Annotated in this window: 13 protein-coding genes and 1 pseudogene; 10 read left to right on the forward strand and 4 right to left on the reverse strand. The window is 59.6% G+C overall.

The annotated features are described in order from the left end of the window. Positions 1–150: 150 nt before the first annotated feature. From paaG to BRAGE_RS0129565, 3 genes are all read left to right on the forward strand, one after another. On the forward strand, positions 151–942 hold the full coding sequence (gene paaG / locus BRAGE_RS0129555) for a 2-(1,2-epoxy-1,2-dihydrophenyl)acetyl-CoA isomerase PaaG (RefSeq protein WP_027564980.1): 792 nt from the start codon (positions 151–153) through the stop codon (positions 940–942). Between the two features lie 223 nt (positions 943–1165). Beyond that, positions 1166–3199 carry a phenylacetic acid degradation bifunctional protein PaaZ gene (gene paaZ, locus BRAGE_RS0129560; RefSeq protein ID WP_027564979.1) on the forward strand — a complete coding sequence of 678 codons (2034 nt, stop codon included), beginning with the start codon at positions 1166–1168 and terminating at the stop codon, positions 3197–3199. Between the two features lie 22 nt (positions 3200–3221). Continuing rightward, positions 3222–3527, forward strand: coding sequence for an EthD family reductase (locus BRAGE_RS0129565; protein ID WP_027564978.1), 306 nt, complete (start codon positions 3222–3224; stop codon positions 3525–3527). A gap of 38 nt (positions 3528–3565) precedes the next feature. Here BRAGE_RS0129565 and BRAGE_RS0129570 read toward each other — a convergent pair whose 3' ends face one another. After that, entirely contained in the window at positions 3566–4243 is a 678-nt protein-coding gene (locus BRAGE_RS0129570) for a TetR/AcrR family transcriptional regulator (protein ID WP_027564977.1), read from the reverse strand. Positions 4244–4668: 425 nt separating this feature from the next. Next, positions 4669–5110 (reverse strand): annotated as a pseudogene (locus BRAGE_RS57765) (Lrp/AsnC family transcriptional regulator). 152 nt (positions 5111–5262) lie between these two features. Between BRAGE_RS57765 and BRAGE_RS0129580 the strand changes: the two are divergent. Beyond that, positions 5263–8679 (forward strand): indolepyruvate ferredoxin oxidoreductase family protein, encoded by a 3417-nt coding sequence (locus tag BRAGE_RS0129580; protein WP_028146407.1) that lies wholly within the window; start codon positions 5263–5265, stop codon positions 8677–8679. A gap of 295 nt (positions 8680–8974) precedes the next feature. Then, the gene (locus BRAGE_RS0129585) at positions 8975–9241 is read left to right on the forward strand and encodes a hypothetical protein (RefSeq protein WP_027565174.1); all 267 of its coding nucleotides are present in this window, start codon (positions 8975–8977) and stop codon (positions 9239–9241) included. A 182-nt stretch (positions 9242–9423) separates the two neighbouring features. Here BRAGE_RS0129585 and ehuB read toward each other — a convergent pair whose 3' ends face one another. Continuing rightward, entirely contained in the window at positions 9424–10278 is an 855-nt protein-coding gene (ehuB, locus tag BRAGE_RS49785; protein ID WP_051378133.1) for an ectoine/hydroxyectoine ABC transporter substrate-binding protein EhuB, read from the reverse strand. Between the two features lie 551 nt (positions 10279–10829). Here ehuB and BRAGE_RS0129595 point away from each other — a divergent pair. The 4 genes from BRAGE_RS0129595 (at position 10830) to BRAGE_RS0129605 (ending at position 14043) form a co-directional block, all read left to right on the forward strand. After that, the gene (locus tag BRAGE_RS0129595) at positions 10830–11591 is read left to right on the forward strand and encodes an aspartate/glutamate racemase family protein (RefSeq protein WP_063617251.1); all 762 of its coding nucleotides are present in this window, start codon (positions 10830–10832) and stop codon (positions 11589–11591) included. 184 nt (positions 11592–11775) lie between these two features. Continuing rightward, positions 11776–11940 (forward strand): hypothetical protein, encoded by a 165-nt coding sequence (locus BRAGE_RS55015; RefSeq protein ID WP_156950886.1) that lies wholly within the window; start codon positions 11776–11778, stop codon positions 11938–11940. Positions 11941–12349: 409 nt separating this feature from the next. Next, a complete protein-coding gene (locus tag BRAGE_RS0129600; RefSeq protein ID WP_028146409.1) occupies positions 12350–13099 on the forward strand; it encodes an electron transfer flavoprotein subunit beta/FixA family protein in 750 nt (249 codons plus the stop codon). After that, positions 13099–14043 carry an electron transfer flavoprotein subunit alpha/FixB family protein gene (locus BRAGE_RS0129605; RefSeq protein ID WP_028146410.1) on the forward strand — a complete coding sequence of 315 codons (945 nt, stop codon included), beginning with the start codon at positions 13099–13101 and terminating at the stop codon, positions 14041–14043. The genes BRAGE_RS0129600 and BRAGE_RS0129605 overlap by 1 nt, the downstream gene beginning before the upstream one ends. Positions 14044–15559: 1516 nt before the next feature. On the opposite strand, the gene BRAGE_RS57055 is transcribed toward BRAGE_RS0129605, so the two are convergent. After that, the gene (locus BRAGE_RS57055; RefSeq protein WP_283808088.1) at positions 15560–15802 is read right to left on the reverse strand and encodes a thioesterase family protein; all 243 of its coding nucleotides are present in this window, start codon (positions 15800–15802) and stop codon (positions 15560–15562) included. 138 nt (positions 15803–15940) lie between these two features. On the opposite strand from BRAGE_RS57055, the gene BRAGE_RS0129615 reads away from it, so the two are divergent. Then, positions 15941–17359: an FAD-binding oxidoreductase gene (locus BRAGE_RS0129615; protein WP_027565195.1), complete on the forward strand. Its 1419-nt coding sequence runs from the start codon at positions 15941–15943 to the stop codon at positions 17357–17359. Positions 17360–18542: the final 1183 nt, after the last annotated feature.

Here is an 18542-nt window from a genome sequence, read left to right on the forward strand (position 1 = left end):
CTGTCCGGCACATCGAGCGTATCGCCGCGGTCCTGAACAGCGCTCCCACAATGTGCTCGCACGCAATTCGAAAAGATGTTTGACCGACCGGTTGGTCAATTGTACTGTTCATTGCAGTGACCAATCACAGACCTCGATGAGGAGCGGCCCATGGAGCCCGAGCTGGTCTTGACGCATATTGATGAGGGCTATCGGGTCGTTACGCTCAATCGTCCCGATCGTCTAAACTCCTTCGATGCTGACCTCAACGCAGCCTTGATGGCGGCATTGGCCGAAGCGGAGAACGACAAACACTGCCGTGCCTTGGTGTTGACGGGCGCGGGCCGCGGCTTCTGCGCCGGTCAGGACTTGTCGGCGGGTGTGTACACACCGGGCGAGACACCGGATCTATCCATCACACTGGATACGCTCTACAACCCTTTGATCCGAAAGCTGCGCGGGATGCAGATCCCAATAGTCGGCGCTGTCAATGGGGTGGCGGCGGGCGCTGGCGCGAACATCGCGTTAGCTTGTGATATCGTCGTCGCGGGCCGGTCCGCGAAATTTATTCAGGCATTCGCCAAAATTGGCCTTATTCCGGATTCTGGCGGTACGTGGTTTCTGCCCCGTCTTGTTGGAACTGCTCGCGCGCGAGCGCTTTCGATGCTTGCGGAAGCTGTAAGCGCGGAGCAAGCCGAAGCATGGGGCATGATCTGGAAAGTCTATAACGACGAAGATCTAATGACCGAGGCGCGCAAGCTCGCCGCCTATCTCGCTGTTCAACCGACGATCGGCATCTCCTTGATTAAGCGAGCGCTTGATGCATCCGGGGCACACGATCTCGACCAACAGCTTGATCTTGAGCGAGATTTGCAGGCCCAGGCTGGTCGCACACCGGACTACATGGAAGGGGTAAGCGCATTCTTTGAAAAGCGGGCTCCCCACTTCTCCGGCCGCCCTTGACGGACGAGCGTTCCTCGGACGGGGCCCACGCCCACTATTCGCGTGCAGGAGGCGGAAGGGGTGCTTCGGCTTGCTCTACGTAAGCTGGATCGACTGGTTCCGAAAAAGAGCTCGATGCGCTTGAGTTGGACTTGCGCGACGACATCCAGGTATTGGATGTCGGGGAAGTGGGCGCATTCATCTATTCCTTTAGCGTCCATTGGTATTAACTGAAGGCATTCACATGAGACTCCAAAGCTTCGTCACCGGAAAGTGGGTTACTCTCGGCACGGATGCCGTCGCCATACGTAGCGCCGTGACGGGCGATGTTGTCGCCGAGGCCTCGAGCAGCGGTATCGATGCCAATGAGGTCCTTCGCTACGCGCGCGATGTAGGATCTCCTAGTTTACGGCGTCTTACTTTCCATCAGCGCGCGGGTCTACTGAAGAAACTCGGAGAATTCATTAATCAACGAAAGGACGAACTTTACAGGCTTTCCTTTCAGACTGGAGCGACCCGCGGCGACAGCATGATCGATGTGGATGGCGGCATCGGCACGCTCTTTGTCTATGCCAGCAAGGGCCGCCGTGAGCTGCCCAATGGCACCTTTCTCATTGACGGCAAGGCCGAAATCCTGAGCAAGGCCGGAACTTTTGGCGGACAACACATCATCACGTCCCTACGCGGCGCCGCAATCCACATCAACGCGTACAATTTCCCCTGTTGGGGCATGTTGGAAAAGATGGCGCCGGCGATCCTGGCTGGCGTGCCTGTCATCACCAAGCCAGCGACCGTAACAGCCTATGTCGCGTACACGCTCGCCCAGATGATCGCAAGCTCGAACATCCTGCCTGATGGCGCGTTTCAATTTATCGTCGGGTCGACAGGAGATCTGTTCGAACATCTAACCTGCCAGGACGTCGTATCCTTCACGGGATCCGCTGACACATCAGAAAAACTGCAGCGGCATCCAATCATTACGCGCAATGCCATTCGCTTCGTTGCCGAACGCGATTCGCTGAATGCCGCAATTCTTGCTCCAGATGCGAAGCCCGGGACGCCGGAGTTTGATCTCTTCGTAAAGGAAGTGGCAAAGGAGATGACCGTCAAGGCCGGACAAAAGTGCACTGCGATTCGCCGCGCTTTTGCTCCGTCCGGTTTAGTCACCGCGGTGATCGAGGCGCTCCGCGAGCGACTAGCCACGGTTGTCATCGGCAATCCGGAAGTGGAAACGGTACGTATGGGAGCGCTGGTGGGTGTGGAACAGCGCGATGCCGTCCTGTCACTCGTCAAGGAGCTTCGCTCTGAAGCTGAATTGGTCGTCGGCGACCTCGACGATTTTACCGTCGTCGGAGGGGACAAGAACCGGGGAGCGTTTATGCCGCCGATCGTCCTTCATTGTGCCGATCCCTTCAAAGCAAGCAAGGTTCATTCCGTCGAAGCCTTCGGCCCGGTCTGTACGGTACTCGACTACGGTGAGCTTGAAGATGCCATAGCGTTGGCGAACCAAGGCGGCGGCAGCCTCGTTGCATCAGTCTACACGCATGATCGGCAAATCGGTTCACATCTGGCATTCGGCGTTGGCAGTTTCCACGGCCGTGTCATCCTGATCGATCGCGACTGCGCCAAAGAACAGACTGGTCACGGCTCGCCGATGCCGCATTTGGTGCATGGTGGTCCCGGACGCGCGGGTGGCGGGGAGGAGCTGGGTGGCGTGCGCAGCATCCACCACTACATGCAACGCACGGCAGTACAAGGCTCGCCGGCAATGATCAGCGGGATTACAGGACGCTGGATCAAAGGCGCGCCGACGCTCGAAACGGAAAAGCACCCGTTCCGCTATTATTTCGAAGATCTGGACATAGGGCAAACCTTCTTGTCACGCTTTCGGGACGTGACCCTCGCCGACGTCGAACATTTTGCTCATTTTACTGGGGACACGTTCTATGCGCACATGAGCGAAGAAGCCACAAAAGGGCATCCGTTCTTTCCGGGGCGCGTGGCGCACGGCTACCTGCTTCTGTCGTTTGCCGCAGGCCTGTTCGTCGACCCCGACCCGGGCCCCGTCCTCGCCAATTATGGGCTCGACTCATTGCGGTTCCTCAAACCCTTGCAACCAGGCGAGAGTATCGGGGTGAGGCTCACGGCCATGGAGAAGTCTCCGCGCAACGAGACTTACGGCGAAGTGCGATGGGACGTCGAGATAATGACAGGGAAGAATGAGATCGCAGCGACTTATGAATTGCTCACCATGAACGCCCTCAGGTCGCAATCCTGACCAACTGCGAAGGAACACGAAGATGATCCTTGTTACAGTACAATATGCGGCAGGTTCAGATTTCGATTTGGACTATTATCTCAAAAAGCACATCCCGCTGGTGAAGGAGCGCTGGACCCCTCTTGGTCTCCGAAGTGCGCAGGTGATCCAGCAAATTGCCAAGCTGGATGGGCGTCCGCCAGACTTCCAGGTCGCCGCGCTGCTCACTTTCGAATCCCGCGACGACTTCAATGCGGCAGGCAAGGCGTACGGCAAGGAAATAATGGCCGATATTGCGAATTTCACAAGAGCACGGGCATCCGTCCAAATCAATAAACTGCTCACTTAACGAGCGCGCGAACTTGCGATAACGCGCAAGCGAAGGCATCAGGGTTCGCTAGACGCCTTCCGACGCTGCGAGGAGATGGACGCTTTTACGAATTTCGCACGTTTATTTGAGGACAGCGTTTCGGCATTTACACTGTGAGAACCGTCTGCGATCAGGCGCGTGACCAGGTCGGCGTAATCCTGTCGAGTGATAGGGCCCGCATCACGAAACCACAAATAGTGCCAATTCAACATTCCGAACAGGGACATGGTCAGCGCCTTCAGGAGTGGACTGCCCTTGAGATGAGGGGCGACGTCTGCGATCGCGTCTGAAAACACTGCAACCAATTCGCGCTCCATGCTCTTCAACTTCTGCTGTCTGACCGTCGACAGGAAACGCATGCTCGATATTTGCACATTGTGTTGGGCGTCCGCATCTCGGTACGCCTCGAGCAGGGCGCGAACCAAAGCATTCAGACGCCGCGCTGGACCCAGGCCAGGGCGATCAGCCATCTCAATGACGCCGAGGAGGTCATTAAGGTGGAAGCGTAGGACGTCGAAAAGCAGCTCCTCTTTGTCTCGGTAATAGTGATATAAGAGAGCCTTTGAGACCCCGATAGCGTCAGCGATCTTGTTCATGGAAGCTTGATGATATCCGTGCGCCGCAAACAGCTCCGCCGTGCGGCCGAGTATTGCCTGGCGCTTCTCATCATGGTCGCTGGCAAGGGAGCGCGCCATCGTACCAGTTCCTTTCTTTGAGCTTCAACATCGTCCAGCTACAACCATAGATGCCGGCCCCAATTAGGTCGAGCCATTTAAGAGAAGCCAGAACTTTATCTGAGGACTCTCAATGAGTGGCAAAGCCTATGTGAGAAGCACGCGTGCCCGTTGTTCAGGGCTGATGGGACGCGGTGCTAGCGCGTGCGCCATCGGCTGTTCGTGAATTGCCCGCAAACTGTGACGGCGCCGCTAAATGGGAATAGCAGGGTGCATAAACGGCCCGTATTGCAGCCGTCCTGGTGTCTCGCCGAGTACACGATAGCTTGCACGTCTATGTGTTGGAGCAGACCTTGCTTCTCGTCAACACGCCACATTGGTGTGATAGCGCGGTTCCACCAAATGGGCCCGTTCGGCTGAATGGCTTCATCATTGTTGACTGAGCACTACGCCTGACTCCATCCATTTACTTGCTTCTCGGATCTACTCTCGCCCGCGTTTCGACCTGAACGGCAAGTCACGCCGGTCTTGATCTCTTTCAGGATCATGTTCGTACCCACATTGCGGACACCGGGTAAGCGAAACATGAAGTTCTCGAAGCACTCCGGCACCTCGCGCCGTCTGGTCACCCGCGAGACGAACTCATAGACTAATTTTGCGTCGTGCCGCTCCAGCGAGAAATGGAGAATGGCAGAAATCGCAAAGCCCGCTTGCTCGCGCGCGACCAGCGCGGCGTAGCCGCGGATGACGCCTGGTCTCCTCCAACGCGCGAACTCGTCGCCAGCATGTCGACGTCGACATGCCGACATTGTCCGCAACCTACTGGTTCGCGGCGCGACCATCCTTCTGGAGGTGGGCGCGAATGCGCGCGCTCTGATCTTTTGTCACGGAGATCCCTGGATCGACTAATATTACCGAATATTGCCATTAATTGGAAATTCCTACCACATTTGTGCCTTCATCCGGAATAGATAGGTAAGACCTACCAGCCGCCTGCGATTAGCCTTCGTCCATGCGAAAAGGATGCCGCGCGAGGCCCCATGGACGTCATTCCGTCACTCGACACTTACGAACTCTCCGACCGCTATGAGCGTGAGGATGGCCGCGTCTTCCTCACGGGCACGCAGGCGATCGTCCGCGTCGCGCTCGATCAGGCGCGACGCGATCGCGCGGCGGGACTGAACACCGCCGGCTTCATCTCCGGTTATCGCGGCTCACCGCTCGGCGGTGTCGACCTCGAGCTCTGGCGTATCAAGGATCAGTTGAAGACGGAGCGCATCGAATTCCTGCCCGCCGTGAACGAGGACCTCGCCGCAACCGCCGTGCTCGGCTCGCAGCAGGTCGAGACGCAAGGAGACCGCGAGGTCGATGGCGTGTTCGGGCTCTGGTACGGCAAGGGCCCGGGCGTCGATCGCTCCGGCGATGCGCTCAAGCACGGCAATGCCTACGGCTCCTCGCCGCATGGCGGCGTGCTGGTGGTCGCCGGCGACGACCATGGCTGCGTCTCCTCGTCGATGCCGCACCAGTCCGACGTCGCCTTCATGAGCTGGTTCATGCCGACGCTGCACCCGGCCAGCGTCAGCGAATATCTCGAGTTCGGCGAATATGGCTACGCGCTGAGCCGCTTCTCCGGCATGTGGGTCGGCTTCAAGGCGATCTCGGAGATCGTGGAATCAGGCGCCTCCGTCGCGTTGCGCCCGCCCCGCGCCTTCCGCACGCCGGACTTCACGCCGCCGCCAGGCGGGCTGCACTATCGCTGGCCCGATTTGCCGGGGCCGCAGATCGAGGAACGGCTGGAGGCGAAGAAGCACGCGGTCTACGCCTTCGCGAAGGCCAATCCGATCGACCGCCACATCTACGACATTCCCAATGCCAGCTACGGCATCGTCACGACGGGGAAGGCGCACCTGGATCTGATGGAAGCGCTGCGCTTGATGGGCCTCGATGAGTCCGCCTGCCGCAGCATCGGCATCGACATCTACAAGGTCGGCATGGTCTGGCCGCTGGCGCTGCACGACGCGATGGAGTTCGTGAAGGGCAAGCGCGAGATCCTGGTGGTCGAGGAGAAACGCGGCATCATCGAGAGCCAGTTCAAGGAATACTTCTACGACTATCCCGGCACCAAGCCCGAGCGCATGGTCGGCAAGCATGACGAGCGCGGCGGGCGGCTGATCTCCTGGATCGGCGAATTGTCGCCGCGCGCGCTGGCCGGCGTGCTCGCGCGCCGGCTCGATCCGATGTTTCCCGGCCTCAATCTCGCGGCACGTGCGGCCGCCTTGATGCCGGAGGCCGCGCGCACGATCACCGTCGCCGGCGCAACGCGCACGCCGTATTTCTGCTCGGGATGTCCGCACAACATTTCGACCAAGGTCCCCGAAGGCTCGAAGGCGCTGGCCGGCATCGGCTGCCATTTCATGGCGAGCTGGATGGACCGCGAGACCTCGTCGCTGATCCAGATGGGCGGCGAGGGCGTGAACTGGGCGGCATCGTCGCGATTNACCGGCAACAAGCACGTCTTCCAGAATCTCGGCGAAGGCACCTATTATCACTCCGGCTCGATGGCGATCCGCCAGGCGATCGCCGCCAAAGCCAACATCACCTACAAGATCCTGTTCAATGATGCCGTCGCAATGACCGGCGGCCAGCCGGTCGACGGCCCCATCAGCGTGCATGCGATTGCGCACAGCGTCCGCGCCGAGGGCGTCGCGCGCATTGCGCTGGTCTCCGACGATCCCGCGCAGTTTGCTCCGGCGGACCTGCCGATCGGCGTCACCATCCACCCGCGCGAGGCGATGGATGCGGTGCAGCGCGAGCTGCGCGATGTCCCGGGCGTCTCGGTGCTGATCTACCAGCAGACCTGCGCCACCGAGAAGCGGCGGCGCCGCAAGCGCGGGCAGCTCGCCGACCCCAAGCGCTTTGCCTACATCAACGACCTCGTCTGCGAAGGCTGCGGCGATTGCTCGGTCGAGTCCAACTGCCTCAGCGTCGAGCCGAAGGAGACGCCATTCGGCCGCAAACGCCGGATCAACCTGTCGGCCTGCAATAAGGATTTCTCCTGCCTCAACGGCTTCTGCCCGAGCTTCGTCACCGTCGAAGGCGCGACGCGACGCAAGAAGAGTGCAAGCGAGATCGATGCGGTGGGCCGGGCCGCCACGCTTCCCCTGCCCGTCACCACAACGCTCGATCGACCCTACGATCTGCTCGTGACCGGTGTCGGCGGCACCGGCGTGATCACGGTCGGCGCGCTGATCGGCATGGCCGCGCATCTGGAACGACGCGGCGTCTCGGTGCTCGACTTCACCGGCTTTGCGCAAAAATTCGGTCCCGTGCTGAGCTATCTCCGGCTTGCCGCGTCCCCGGACGCGCTGCACCAGGTCCGCATCGACCAGGGCGCGGCCGATGCGCTGATCGGCTGCGATCTCGTCGTCAGCTCCTCGCCCAAGGCGTCCGGCACCTATCGCCGCGGCACCCGCGCGGTGGTCAACACCGCGGAGATGCCGACCGGCGACGTCGTTCGTTTCCGCGATGCCGATCTCGCTTCTCCCGCCCGCCTGCGCGCGATCGGCCATGTCATTGGCGAGAACAATCTCGACACCATCAATGCCAATGCGCTGGCGGAACGGCTGCTCGGCGACGCCGTCTATGCCAACATCATCATGCTCGGCTTTGCCTGGCAGCACGGGCTGGTGCCGGTCTCGCTATCCGCACTGCTGCGCGCGATCGAGCTCAACGGCGTCGCGGTCGAGCGCAACAGGCAAGCCTTTGCCTGGGGCCGCATTGCGGCTGCCGATCCGGACTTCTTGCCGGAGGCGAGCGCGACGCCGCAAGCCGAGACGCTGGACCAGATCATCGCCCGGCGCGCCGAATTCCTCACCGCCTATCAGGACGATGCCTATGCTGCGCGCTATCGGGCAATCGTAACAAGGGTGCGGCGCGCCGAATCCGCGCTAGACAGCGAGGCGTTAGCCGACGCGGTTGCCCGCTCCCTGTTCAAGCTGATGGCCTATAAGGACGAATATGAGGTGGCGCGCCTATACCTGCAGACCGGCTTCTTGGACGAGCTTCGCCGCGAATTTGAAGGCAACTATCGCGTGACTTATCACCTTGCCCCGCCCTTCCTGCCCGCTAGGCGTGACGCGCGCGGACGACCGCGCAAGCACAGCTTTGGCCCGTGGATTCAGGTACCGTTGCGGATGTTGGCGAGGCTGAAGATTTTGCGCGGCACCTCACTCGATCTGTTCGGCTATACCTCCGAACGCCGCTCCGAGCGGGAGCTCATTGCGTGGTACGAACGGCAGGTCGAAATGATGATCGCCAAAGTCAATGCCCAGAACTTCGGCGACGCGCTCGCGATCGCGCGCGCGCCGCTGGAAATCAGCGGCTATGGCCCGGTGAAGGAGATCGCTATTCCCAAAGTCAAGGCCGAGGTTGCACGTTTGGTGGGAAGGCTGAGTTGAAGACCAGTCCCTGGTTAGGATCGAATAGCAATGCTGCGATCGGCCGGTAGTCTGCGCGCCCACCGCACTGAAGGGGACGGCAACTATGCACCAAATCTGAGAAATCTAGACATGGTCGTGGTCGATCCCGCTCGGATGACGGCTTAGCCTGGCAGGTGCGCATGAAACTGCCTTCAGCCGACAGGTTTTCAGCGAGTAATTGATATCCATGGAGCCTCTTGATATCCATGGAGCCTCGTCCTCGAGCACCTCGGCGCACACCTCCTCCAATGGGAGCGTCGTGAATCTACTATCGATGATTAAGGAAGCAATCGCCAGCGGCGGCGCCTCCAATGCGACGATCTTCTTTCCGCGGCTTGCCACCGAATTCAGAGACGAAACGCTCGACGTGGATACGATCGTCGGAGATGCCGACTTTGTGACCGATCGGTTCGCTTTCCTCGCTCATGCCGAGCGGACCACAGAGGAAGACATGCTCGACTCTTTGCGACGGCACAGCGAGCGCAACAGCACCCTCACCTTCCTCGCCGTTCAATCGGCCGTGCGAGATCGGGATGTCTAGGTCTTCACGGGGGATGACGTTGTCGAGTCGGCAAGAGCCGGGTACGGGAACGCCACACGCCCGGATCTGGAACGGCAGGCCGAACTGCTGAACTGCTCATCCAGGACCCGTCAGTCAGCGGGACTATACGAGCAGGCTGCTCGCGACATCCGCTCTTTTCAGCAGATTGCTAGATCTTCGCCTCACTCGCAACTCGGCACGAGGTCACCGGCCTTGGCCGTATTGGCAAGTAGGCTAGCCTGTTCCTCACCACCGGGAAGCCCTTGTTTCTGATAGAGCTTCTGGATCGTGCCATCGCTCACGAGCATTTTCAGCTTCTCATTATATGCATCTCGGAGCCGTGCATCTTCCTTGCGAAATACTGCGGCCGATCCAGATATTGGTGACGCTTTATCGACGACCACCTCGACGCCTTTCTGCTCCGGATTGCTGACAGCAAACTGACTCTCTATATACGCGTCCGCGCGGCCGCCGTTGACTGTCGCGACACCAGCCTGAACGTCAGGGACGCGGACAATCTGCTCTGACTTGATTCCCTGTTTTAGCGCGTAGGTCAGCCAAGGCGCTCCCGAAATTATCGCGACCTTGATATCCGGGCGATGCGCAATTTCGGCGACGCTCATCAGATGCTTCGGATTTCCGGCTCGGACATGAAGCCCGATCTGATAGGCGTAATGGGGCGCCGAAAAAATCATCGCTTTGCAGCGTTCCTCCGAGATAACGAGGCTGGCAACATAGTCGAACTGGCGGGCCTGCAGTCCGGGCGTCATGGAATCCCATTGTGTGATCACCGGCGTCATCTCTGGCAGACTCATGCTTTTGAGAATCATGTTCTGTAGGTCAATCCAGATGCCCGTCGCCTCTCCACTCGGCGACATGGTCATGTAAGGTGGGAACGAGGCGATCGCCACCTTGATTGACCCGGCTTTGCGAACAGAGGCGGAAAGAGCATTCTCAGTTTGGGCAAACGCCTGAAAGGGGTATGCAGCCAAGTTTAGCAAGAGGACCAATGAGAAAGCGTTCAACATCGCGCGCATGACATCTCCTCTCAGCTCACACCTCACCAAGGTATTGTCACGATAGAGCGGTCTAATGATTTTCTTGAGCTTATTTCGCCTAGTCCGAGCCGAAAAACTGCATGCACCAATTGCTGACTCTCGCCAATGTTCGTTCGAGTGGGAGCGCGATTCCAGCTCCGGGACAGCGCCAAGTATGATGTTCAGCGATATGCAGTGGGTTTCGATTGACCTATTTCCGTGCTTACGCGGCTTCGCACGTTTTGCGCCTCAGCGAGCTGGCTATTTCTCGCAGAAGAGTGGGATGCTGCCGTTTGAGCTGGGAGACAGGCAATTGAGTGGGAAAGATTGAAAAGCCGAGAGGCCGCAAGCCCGAAGCGTTTCGTCCCGGCAAAGACTGCGATGTGCAGGGTGGCATCGAGCTTTGGGTGGAACAGACCTTCCCTACATTCCGGTGATCTGGACGGACGCCGGCCGAGTGATATCTTAGAGACGTTCGCGGTAATGGTGCGGGTCGCCGATGTAGTTACAGATTTCACGCGACCTGTTGTGCAGAATCTGAGGAGCTGGTCATGGAAAGCGGCTTACTTGAAGGAGGTCATAACGTTTACGGTCATCGGATTGGAGTCCTGATGATAGAAACCCGCATTCCGCGGCCACCAGGTGCGATAGGCAATGCATCGTCGTTCGCGTTTCCAGTAATGCACCACGTCGTGAAGGGGTCTTCCGGGAATGGAACGGTACGCGATCTCGCCGTCGTCGATCCCGAGAGCAAGGAGTTCCGAAAGGCGATAGAGCCTTGGGTCGAGGGCGCTCGTTACCTCGAGCATCAGGGTTGCCAGGCCATTACCACGTCGTGCGGCTTCGCCGTCTTGTTTCAGCGCCATTTGCTGGAAGCGGTTAGCATCCCCGTATTCTCGTCATCGCTTATGCTGGTGCCCTTCATCGCTGCTACCCTAAGAAGAGGACGGCGCGTCGGTGTTATTACCGCCGATGCAGCCAGTCTATCCGCTCGTCATCTTCTAGCGGCTGGTATCGAACCTTCGAGGATCCACGTTGTAGGGATGGATGGTTGCCCCGAGTTCGCCGGAACGGCATGGGACAACAAGACAACGCTGGATTTCGCTCGCATTAGAAGCGAGGTGGTTACGGTAGCTAAGCGGCTAGTCGACGAAGCTCCCGATACAGGAGCTCTCCTCCTGGAATGTGCGTTGCTGCCGCCCTATGCGGCAGCAATCCAGGCCGAGATCGGCCTGCCAGTCTTCGATTTTACGCATTTGGTTTCTCTCATTCATTATGCGTGTGCACGAACGCCTTTTTCGGGTCTGCTCTAACGTCCATCTGGACGATATCATCGGTCCATCCTGGGACCTAATACACCGTTCCACCTTATGCCTGCTCGCGATCGTGCCGGTCGCATCAACGCAGGAAACATACACATGAGATGTTCCAACGCCGCTAGAGTCGTATTGAAGGCTGGTCGATGATTTTCACGCTCCGAACTGGATCCGATTGCAATTGGCCAGCGTCGGTCTGCTATGGCAAAGTGCCCGCCGCCCGAACTTCCTTGAGCATTTCTCCTACCGCCTCGATGGTCAACCTAATGAACGCAGCTACCAGTATGAATGCGAGCCGATCGGCGAGCTTTTGAAGGAATACGTCTGTCCGAAACGTACAGAATGAGTTCGCATTCCGTCGCCTTATCACAACCCAATCGAAGCTGCTGGAGAAGAAGGGCCTCCCTGGACGCAAGTCTTCCTCAAGCGATGCTCGGGTTGTGCAGATGTCGTCAGACAGGACTTACAAACATCTAGCGAGCCTCGCTGCACGACAGGAAGCACTCGACAAATTCACTTTTGGCGGATTTCGCCGACGGCCAACTCAATCCACAGACGGCGCCTTTAATTCGGCTCACGTAGCCGCAAGGCCTCACTTTCGTCCGAAGTGTACCAAGCAGCTCATCTACTTTCTGCGGCGAGATCATCCGCAAAGGGGGTATCTATTTGACTTTGGTTGACCCCGCTTTGCGAGATCTGTACGTTCCGCGCCTCCCATCAAAAACAGACTCATAGTTGCCAGTGAAAGAGGATCGATGAAGGTCTTAGTGCCGGTAAAGCGGGTGGTCGATTACAACGTCAAGGTCCGCGTCAAGGGCGATGGATCCGGCGTTGAACTCGCCAACGTCAAGATGTCGATGAACCCGTTCGACGAAATCGCGGTCGAGGAAGCGCTGCGCCTGAAGGAAGGCGGCAAGGCGACCGAGGTCGTGGTGGTCTCCATCGGACCGGCGCAGGCGTCGGAGACGATCCGTACCGGTCTTGCCATGGGCGCCGATCGCGGCATCCTGGTGAAGGCCGAGGGCAACGTCGAGCCGCTCGCCGTCGCCAAGATCCTGAAGAAGGTTGCTGAAGAAGAGCAGCCGGGCCTGATCATCCTCGGCAAGCAGGCGATCGACGACGACAGCAACCAGACCGGCCAGATGCTGGCCGCGCTGCTCGGCTGGTCGCAAGCGACCTTCGCCTCGAAGCTCGAGGTCGAAGGTTCGGACTTCAAGGTCACGCGCGAAGTCGACGGCGGCCTGCAGACCGTGAAACTGAAGGGACCGGCGATCGTCACCACAGACCTTCGCCTCAACGAGCCGCGCTATGCCTCGCTGCCCAACATCATGAAGGCGAAGAAGAAGCCGATCGCGGAGAAGGCCGTCGCCGATTACGGCGTCGACGTCACCGCGCGTCTCGAGGTTCTCAAGACGACTGAACCGGCGGGCCGCAAGGCGGGCGTCAAGGTGAAGGACGTCGCCGAGCTGGTGTCGAAACTCAAGAACGAAGCCGGGGTGCTCTGATGACGACGCTTCTGATTGCCGAACACGACAATGCGTCGTTGAAGGATGCGACCAACAAGGCCCTGACCGCGGCTGCCGCGCTCGGCGCGGACGTCGAGGTGCTGGTGGCCGGCCAGAACGCCAAGGCCGCGGCGGACGCCGCTGCCAAGCTCGCCGGCGTCAAGAAGGTGCTGCTCGCCGACGGCGAGACCTATGCGCACGATCTCGCCGAGCCGCTGGCCGCGCTGATCGTCTCGCTGGCGCCGTCCTATGANGCGATCGTCGCGCCNGCGACCTCGCGCTTCAAGAACGTGATGCCGCGTGTCGCAGCCCTGCTCGACGTCATGCAGGTCTCGGAGATCATCAAGGTGGTCGCGCCCGATACCTATGAGCGTCCGATCTATGCCGGCAACGCCATCCAGACGGTGAAGTCGAAGGACGCCAAGAAGGTCATCACGGTCCGCACCTCCACCTTCGCCGCTGCCGGTGAAGGCGGCAGTGCGCCGGTCGAGAGCGTTGCTGCGGCGGCCGATCCGGGCCTGTCGACCTTCGTCGGCGAGGAAGTCGCCAAGAGCGACCGTCCGGAGCTGACCTCGGCCAAGATCATCGTCTCCGGTGGCCGTGCCATGCAGAGCCGCGAGAACTTCGCCAAGTACATCGAGCCGCTGGCCGACAAGCTCGGCGCCGGCGTCGGTGCCTCGCGCGCAGCGGTGGACGCCGGCTATGCCCCGAACGACTGGCAGGTTGGCCAAACCGGCAAGGTTGTGGCTCCCGAGCTCTATGTCGCGGTCGGCATTTCCGGCGCGATTCAGCATCTGGCCGGCATGAAGGACTCCAAGGTGATCGTCGCGATCAACAAGGACGAGGACGCGCCGATCTTCCAGGTCGCGGATTACGGCCTGGTGGCGGACCTCTACCAGGCGGTTCCTGCGCTCACGGCTGAGCTCGTCAAGTTAGGAAAATAGATGAGAATGATCCCAGCGGCGACGGTGAACGCGACCGCAGGAGATCGTGGCTAGCGCAGGAAATGCGGGCAAGAAAACTGCGGGAGCGCTACCACCATTCTTCAGGGTCGCGTACTTGCCCTATCTTCCGCATGATAGCCACAAGAGGGGGCGGCGCGCGGCGCGAAAGGTCTCGATCGGCCCACGGGTCGATCGCCGTACCCTCCCGTCGCAGTCAGGGGCGCCGCTGCGATGTTGATCGCAACCGCCGCGGCATGCCCTTTGATTTCGGTTTACGGCCGGGTCATCTCGACTGCGCTGAGCTCTTGTAGGATCGCTTGGCATAAGACCGACCGACGACAGCGCCTATTTCAGAGAAGCGGCTTGAGGACGGATCTCTACCTGCCCGAGAAGACTCAAGGCGTTTCGAGTTTCGCCGTCGGCGCTCGCTACGACATTGCGCCACAGAATTTCAGCATGCTGCGTAGCCAGGTTTGCAGTGCTCCAGAACGCCCTGTGCGTTTGTCCTCACCAATGTTCATGGCGATCGATTTACAGGTTCGATCGTACGGCCGCGAACTAAACCTTGGCTTGCGCAAGTAGTCGACAAAGACGCGGAAGTCATGTTGAGAACTTCCAGAGTCCGTACTAAGGCGCAGTTAACCAGGCAGCGCAATCTTAACGCATTAGCTTCGTCCGATGTGTACGAAGTATTTCATCGTTCTCCCGCCGTATTTTGTCATGTTGTTGATTTTCGTTAGCTGTAATTCGAACTAGCGCGATGCGTGTGGAAAGGGTCGACAAAACCCAGCTCAGCGAATCTGTTCTCATCGTTGCGCACAAGAAGGCAAGCATCGAATGGTTCGTTTCTATTTCAATCTCCGGGGAACGCAGAATGTGGACGACCCCTGCGGGTTGACATTCGAAAACGAGCTACAAGCCTTCTATGCGGCCGAACGCCTAGCAAAGGACCTGCCGAGCGCTCAGCCTTCGCTTCGGGGTACCATTTGAGTGGTCGTTACACGCAGAGACCGAGATGAGGCGTACTATGTAAGCGTGTAATCGGGTCTCAAATTTAAGACGATTCCGGCTTTGAGCTAAGTGTGTGTCGATCTTCACGCGATCGATCAAGCTCGAAGGTTGAGCGTCATGCCCGGTCGCTGGCGTTGAAAAGCGGAGAGCGCTGCCACCGACATTCTCGTTGAGGCCGTGGTAATCACTTGTTCGAGGACTTTTGGCCATCTGATAGGCACGTCCGGGTGCATCGGCGCAAATGAATTTCGGGCTATGCCCACTAATGCGGCTCGCCCAGGCTGTAGGTGGAATGCTTCTCGCAATCGCCCGCAGCCAAGATTTGTCGAGCGGACTAAGCGCAATATAGGATTACATTAGATCGCCGTCCCGCTTTAGCTTCTCAAGGCACTCGGAGCGGGGATTTGGTGCCTCGGCCACCAGCCCTGATGCGGTCCCGGGAACGGCGCACGTTGTGTGCCGTCCTATCGCAATGCATGGTCATGTTCTCCGAAATCGCGGTCAGTCAGCCTTCGCCATGGTGGGTGCATCTCCTCAAGCGGATCCATCGCTTCTCGTCCGGGACGACCAAGGTCGCCGTAATCGGCGTGCCCTGGTTGATTTCCCTGAGGTAGCAGACATGGCATTCGCCGGTAAAGGTCCAGCCATGCCACTCCCGCGTATAGCCCGACCCGATCCCGAGCCATAACTCATCGATGGCGCGATCGAACATCACGTTGTAATAGGCAAGGTTGAGATGGCCATTGATCTATCGCGGCTCGACCTGCATCACCGAGGACAGAAGCGGGACGGAGCAACTGGCCTTCACTCGCAATCTGCCGGTCATGATGTTCTTGACCCGATTTTGAATCTTGTGCCACGGTCATCGTCCCGTCGGGAGGATAAGTTGAGTATCACTATTACCAAGAATTTGAAGCGGCCAGAACCCGAGGCGCTGACAAGCGCGCTGCAGGCGCTCACCGCCCGTTTCGGAAATCGCCTGATCACCTCGCAGGCCGTCCGCGAGCAGCACGGCCACACCACGACCTGGTTGCAGAATCAGCCGCCGGATGCAGTGTTGATGGCGCAGGAGACCGCCGACATCCAGGACGTGGTGCGGATCTGCGCCAGGAACCGCGTGCCCGTGATCGCGTTCGGCACCGGCACCTCGCTGGAGGGCCAGGTCAACGCGCCGGCCGGCGGCATCTGCATCGATCTGCGCGACATGAACAAGGTGCTCGCCGTGCATGCCGAGGACCTCGATTGCGTGATCGAGCCCGGCGTCACCCGCAAGGCGCTGAACGAGCATCTGCGCGACCAGGGCCTGTTCTTCCCGATCGATCCCGGCGCGGACGCTTCCCTCGGCGGCATGGCCTCGACACGCGCCTCCGGCACCAATGCGGTGCGCTACGGTACCATGCGCGACAGCGTGCTGGCGCTGAAAGTCGTGCGCGGCGATGGCGAGATCATCACGACCGGCACGCGCGCGAAGAAGTCATCGGCGGGCTACGACCTGACGCATCTCTTCGTCGGCGCCGAGGGCACGCTCGGCATCATCTCGGAGTTGACGATCCGGCTGCGCGGCATCCCTGAGACGATCGCGGCCGGCGCCGTTTCATTCGAGACCGTGCATGGCGCCTGCCAGGCGGTGATCCTGGCGATTCAGACCGGCATTCCCGTGGCCCGCATCGAATTGCTCAACGCCGCGCAGGTCAAGGCCTGCAACGCCTATTCCAAGCTGACTTTGCCGGAGACTCCGCTGTTGCTGCTCGAATTCCACGGCAGTGTGATCGAGGTGGGCGAGCAGTCCAAGGCGTTCGGCGAGATTGCCAAAGACTGCGGCGGTGGCGATTTCAGTTGGACCACAAAACCCGAGGACCGCACCAAGCTGTGGCAGGCGCGGCACGATGCCTATTGGTCGGTGAAGGCGCTGCGGCCTGGCGCCGGCGTGGTCGCGACCGACGTCTGCGTGCCGATCTCGCGGCTCGCCGACTGCGTCACCGAGACCGAGGAGGATTTGAAGCGGCTCAATCTGCTGTCGCCGATCGTCGGCCATGTCGGTGACGGCAATTTCCATTGCTCGCTCTTGTGCGACGTCAACGATCCCGACGAGATGGCGCGCGGCGAGGCGTTCATGCATCGGCTGGTCGAACGTGCGCAGGCGATGGACGGCACCTGCACAGGCGAGCATGGCATCGGCCAGGGCAAGCAGAAATACCTCAAAGCCGAGCTCGGACCCGGGGCGCTCGACGCAATGCGGGCGCTGAAGCGCGGGCTCGATCCGCAGAACATCTTCAACCCGGGAAAACTCCTCCCGGCGGTGTAGAGGGCAGACCGCCGACCGCGGGCTGGACCAGCACGGATCGCCTAGTCACGCGCGATGTCTTCTACCAATGAGCCGTCGGGGACGGGCGCGCACCGCCTGGCTTTTCGGCGGATGGCTTGGACCTCGCAATCGATCCACATAGGGCGCCCTCGCCACAGACTGCAGCCCGCAAAGCGCCCGCGCGGCCGCGGGTCGCGCGGAATAGCAGGCCTGAAGACGGGTCGCCCGCGCGGAACCTCGCTAGGTTCTGCTCAAAACACGGCCCAGGCCACTGCGCGCCCGCACCATAGCTCTCGCCTAGAATCAAGTCCGAAGATGCATACGCGCGCATACTTCCGGTGATGTGCCCCTCTTCTAGATGCTTATTTGACTATTTTGCTCGGCTACTTGGTTTTAGTTGCGGAAGCTATTCCCTGTGGCACTCGGAAGATCATGGTCCTCTACTGCGCCTGCACGCTCCGCCGAATCCAAAGGAGACCTTTCAGTCTAAGCGGCTCGCCCGCATGAGGTGCCGAATTGAGCCATAACATCGAGGCCAGCCCGGCTGGACACCTGCACATCTACGAGTCCTAGGGCGTCGAGTCCAACAGGAACGAGGTCCTTCATTCAGGCCAAGAACAGGGACGCGGCGAAAGGTACGGAAAACACGACGTCCCTAAAGTGAGAGCGTCGATAGCAATCGTAATCGCAATAATGTCTGCGCGTTACCATATCTTTTAGGTAGCCTGGTCCTAAGGACAGAGAACATTCGTTGCAACTTGCGTCGCCGCCTGGGGACCTATGGTTCACGAGTATGAATTGCATCGCGTGGCTGCCTGAGGTGTTTCAACGATTCGGACGTGGCGCACTTGGTCGATAGTTTCTGTGCTTTCGTAGCGATTGGACGATTCGGCGGCGGAGCAGACCATTAATTCCCGCCGTCACGATTATCCCTGTTTCCGCTCCACTTGCGAGGCCGCCGGAAGCCTCAAGTTTCATTGATCGGCTGTTCCATGCCAATGACGCTTGCGCACGATATTGCAGTCTCATTCAAGATCTGCATGATGCTCGGAGCGATGCATTAGGCCATTGGCAACCAGCGAACCATCTGTGGTCGGCCTCCCGGCGAACTGTGAAGCGGTCGACGCATTTCTTGGAGCAAAGGGCAGTCCGCCAGTAGTAATGGCGGATCAGCCCGAACTTT

It is taken from the genome of Bradyrhizobium genosp. SA-4 str. CB756, from assembly GCF_000473125.1.
Lineage (GTDB): Bacteria > Pseudomonadota > Alphaproteobacteria > Rhizobiales > Xanthobacteraceae > Bradyrhizobium > Bradyrhizobium arachidis.